Source organism: Pseudomonas sp. Sample_21 (assembly GCF_004307525.1).
GTDB lineage: Bacteria > Pseudomonadota > Gammaproteobacteria > Pseudomonadales > Pseudomonadaceae > Aquipseudomonas > Aquipseudomonas atacamensis.
Map to the genome: position 1 here is coordinate 1 of NZ_RCNZ01000041.1, position 4,052 is coordinate 4,052.

The 4,052-nt window shown below is 62.0% G+C and carries 2 protein-coding genes and 1 pseudogene; 2 read left to right on the plus strand and 1 reads right to left on the minus strand.

Features of this window, described 5'->3' with window-relative positions; all coding sequences use genetic code 11:
* A pseudogene (locus D8U71_RS06035) lies at positions 1-236 on the plus strand (phage infection protein); the annotation flags it as partial.
* 70 nt (positions 237-306) lie between these two features.
* Here the strand turns inward: D8U71_RS06035 and D8U71_RS06040 are convergent.
* Positions 307-1,398: a DUF1615 domain-containing protein gene (locus D8U71_RS06040; RefSeq protein WP_024013497.1), complete on the minus strand. Its 1,092-nt coding sequence runs from the start codon at positions 1,396-1,398 to the stop codon at positions 307-309.
* Positions 1,399-1,669: 271 nt separating this feature from the next.
* Here D8U71_RS06040 and D8U71_RS06045 point away from each other — a divergent pair, with 271 nt between their 5' ends.
* The gene (locus D8U71_RS06045; protein WP_130887384.1) at positions 1,670-3,874 is read left to right on the plus strand and encodes a TonB-dependent siderophore receptor; all 2,205 of its coding nucleotides are present in this window, start codon (positions 1,670-1,672) and stop codon (positions 3,872-3,874) included.
* The last annotated feature ends 178 nt before the right edge of the window (positions 3,875-4,052 follow it).

The following is a 4,052-nucleotide window of genomic DNA, read 5'->3' on the forward strand; positions in this document are numbered from 1 at the left end:
AAGGTGGTTCGGATCGTCTGATCGAACGCCGTGTTGCCGAAGGTGGCTCGGATCGTCTGATCGAACGCCGTGTTGCCGAAGGTGGTTCGGATCGTCTGATCGAACGCCGTGTTGCCGAAGGTGGCTCGGATCGTCTGATCGAACGCCGTGTTGCCGAAGGTGGTTCGGATCGTCTGATCGAACGCCGTGTTGCCGAAGGTGGCTCGGATCGGCTGATCGAACGCCGTGTTGCCTGATGCATGACTGCAAGCGCAACACCGCAGAGAAACCCGGCTCCCGCAGCCGGGTTTTTTATGTCTGCGTGTTTTATCCGGCCTTGGCCATGCAGCGCTTGTAGCGCTCGTCCACGCGCTTGGCGAACCAGGCTGTAGTGAGTTTGCGGGTGATCTTCGGACTCTGCAGCACAATCCCCGGCAATACCGCGCGCGGTAACGCCTTGCCTTCGGCCCGCTCCGCCAGTTCGAACACGCGCTGATAGAGTTTGGTCTCTTCGAATTCCAGGGTTTTGCCCTTTTCCAGTTGATCGCGAATCGTCGGGTTGCGCATGCCCAGCGACTTGGCGAGGGTGCGCACCGCCAGTTCGGTACTGCCGGGCATGATCGAGTCGTAGCGAATCAGGTCGCCGTCCAGGGTCAGCGGGATGCCGGAAGCGCGGCTGACCGCATTCTGAAACGCGGCATTGCGACTGGCGTACCAGCCGGCGTTGAAATCGGCGAAACGATACAACGGCTCACGGTAACTCACCGGATAACCGAGCAAATGGGCGATGCCGAAATACATGCCGCCGCGCCGGCTGAACACTTCACGACGAATTGTGCCGTCCACCGGGTACGGGTAATCCTTGGCGTGCTCCTCGGCGAATTCGATGCTGACCTGCATCGGCCCGCCGGTGTGCACCGGGTTGAAGCCGCCGAACAGCGTGCGGCCCATCGGCACCATGCCGATGAAGTCGTCGAAAATCGCGCTCAGTTCCCTTTCACTGCGCGCCGCATTCAGGCGTTCGCTGTAGGTCTTGCCGTTGGGCGAGCGCACTTGCAAAGCGCCGCTGACCAGCAGGCTGGGGATGTGCACCTTGGCGGCGCGGCGGTCGATTTCGTCGCGGGCGATCTTGCCCAGGCCGGGCACCGTCGGGTCAGCCTGGAAAGTCGATTCCTGCTCGGCCACGGCCAGTACCGAACACAGATTCTGCGTGGTGGTGTTGATGCCTTGCGCGGCGAACGCGGCGTAGATGTCCGTGGCCCAACCCTGACGGTCGGCAGTTTTCGCCGGCAACAGCCGAACAATTTCAGCCTTCACTTCAGCCGGCGGGCGCGGCGCCGGTTCGTTGCTGCGCTGGCTGGCGCAACCGGCGAGCAGCAGCACGGCGCCGAGGGCGATGATCAATCTTGAGGTGTACATGCACTTTTCCAATCCGTGAACCCGAGGCCACGATACACAATCCCCGTAGGAGCTGCCGCAGGCTGCGATCTTTTGATCTTGTTTTAAAAGACAAAATCAAAAGATCGTCCGATCGCGACCCATGCCTTCGGCAGCGCTTCCAAGGCTGATGACAAACTGATTGCAAAACGTTACTGCGAAACCCTATCATTCGCGCCTGGAGTCGCATTAGCGCAAGGAGTTCCGCGCCGCCCTTATTTTTTCATTGGCCGTTCGCCTCCAGGTATCCGACATGCCCGCTTCAGCTCGACTCGGCGCTCCATTTCGCCCGACTTTGCTTGCCCTGCTGTGCTCCCTGACCGTTACCGCCCACGCCGCTGAAGACAACAGCAAAGCGCTGTTGCTCGACGACGTCAACGTCAATGCCCAGGCGCCTGCGCCCAACGCCCTGCCCCCGGTCTACGCTGGCGGTCAGGTTGCGCGCGGCGGCCAGTTGGGCGTGCTCGGCAATCAGGACATGATGGACGTGCCGTTCAGCGCGGCGTCCTACACCGAGCAGCTGATCCAGGATCAGCAGGCGGAAAACGTCGCCGATGTGCTGCTCAACGATTCCTCGGTGCGCCAGGCCTCGGGCTTCTCCAACCAGGCGCAGGTCTTCATGATTCGCGGCCTGCCGCTCAATGGCGATGATATTTCCTATAACGGCCTCTACGGCGTGTTGCCCCGGCAGATCATTTCCACCGATGCGCTGGAGCGCGTGGAAGTGTTCAAAGGCCCCAACGCTTTCATCAACGGCGTAACCCCGACCGGTTCCGGCATCGGCGGCGGCGTCAACCTGCAACCCAAACGCGCGGGCGATGTGCCGCTGCGCCGTTACACCACCGATATCAACAGCGAAGGCCGCATCGGTCACCACTTCGATATCGGCCAGCGTTTCGGTGAAGACAACCGCTTCGGCGCGCGGGTCAACCTGTCGCAGCGCGAAGGCGACACCGGCATCGATCACGAGAACCAGCGCTCGAAACTGTTCGCCATCGGCCTGGATTATCGCGGCGATGCGCTGCGGGTGTCCGGTGACTTCGCCTATCAGAAGGAACGCGTCAACGGTGGCCGCAGCTCGGTCAACCTCGGCACCGCCACGCACATCCCGGATGCGCCATCGGCGGACGTCAACTACGCGCCGAAATGGGGTTACACCGACATCGAAGACACCTTCGGCATGCTCCGCGCCGAATACGACCTCAATGACAACTGGACCGCCTACGCCGCCGGTGGCGCCAAGCACACCCGTGAAGTCGGCCGCTACAACTCGACCACGCTGGTCGGCAACAACGGCGCATCGTTCACCACCGGCTCGTTCGTGCCCCATGACGAGGACAACACCAGCGTCATGGCCGGCCTCAACGGCAAATTCAACACCGGCCCGGTCAGCCACAAGCTGAATTTCGGCCTGACCGGGATCTGGGCCGAGCAGCGCAGTGCCTATGACTTCGACCTGACCCGCTACTCGAACAACATCTATCACCCGATCACTACCCCAGCGCCGGTCGGCAACTTCGCCGGTGGCGATCTCAACGATCCAGGCATCGTTGGCAAGACCTTCAACCGCAGCGTGGCGATTTCCGACACCCTCGGGTTCTTCGATGATCGCCTGCTGGTCACCGCCGGTCTGCGTCGTCAGCAACTGGTGGTGCAGGGTTACAGCTACGCCAGCTACGGCAGCGGCCCGCGCTCGTCGAGCTACGACGAGTCGATCACCACGCCGGTGTACGGCATCGTGTTCAAGCCGTGGGAGCATGTGTCGTTCTACGCCAACCATATCGAAGGCCTGGCCCAAGGGCCGACTTCGCCGACCAGCTCCGGCGGTTTCCGCGTCACCAACGGCAACGAAGTCTACGCACCGAAACGCTCCAAGCAGACCGAACTGGGCGTGAAAGTCGACATGGGCACCTATGGCGCGAGCCTCGGTGTTTATCGCATCGAACAGCCAAGCGACGGCTACTGCGAAATCAACAGCGCCACCACCTGCACCTACGTGCGCGAAGGCGAGCAGATCAACAAAGGCGTGGAGATGAACGTCTTCGGCGAGCCGATCGACGGCCTGCGCCTGATCAGCGGCCTGACCCTGATGGACACCGAACTGAAAAACACCCTCAACGGCGCCAACGACGGTAACCGCGCCATCGGCGTGCCGACCTTCCAGTTCAACGCTGGCGTGGATTGGGACGTGCCGGGCCTGCAAGGCGTTGCGCTGAACGCGCGGATGCTGCGCACCGGCGGGCAATACGCCGACGCGGCGAACAACCTCAGCCTGCCGACGTGGAACCGCTTCGACGCGGGCGCGCGCTATGCGTTCAAGGTGTCGGAGAAGGACGTGACCGTGCGGTTCGGCGTCGAGAACGTGGCGAACAAGAAGTACTGGGAATCGGCTCAGGGCGGCTACCTGACCCAGGGCGAACCGCGAGTGGCGAAGTTGTCGGGGACGATCGACTTCTAAGCGCCGGAAAGATCAAAAGCCCCTCACCCTAACCCTCTCCCAGAGGGAGAGGGGACTGATCGGGTTGCTTCGACAATTGAAGCCGACCTGATATTCCGAGTCGAACTCAAATCTTGAAAAGCTTGAAGATCGGCTCCCTTTCCCCCTCGCCCCCTTGGGGGAGAGGGCTGGGGTGAGG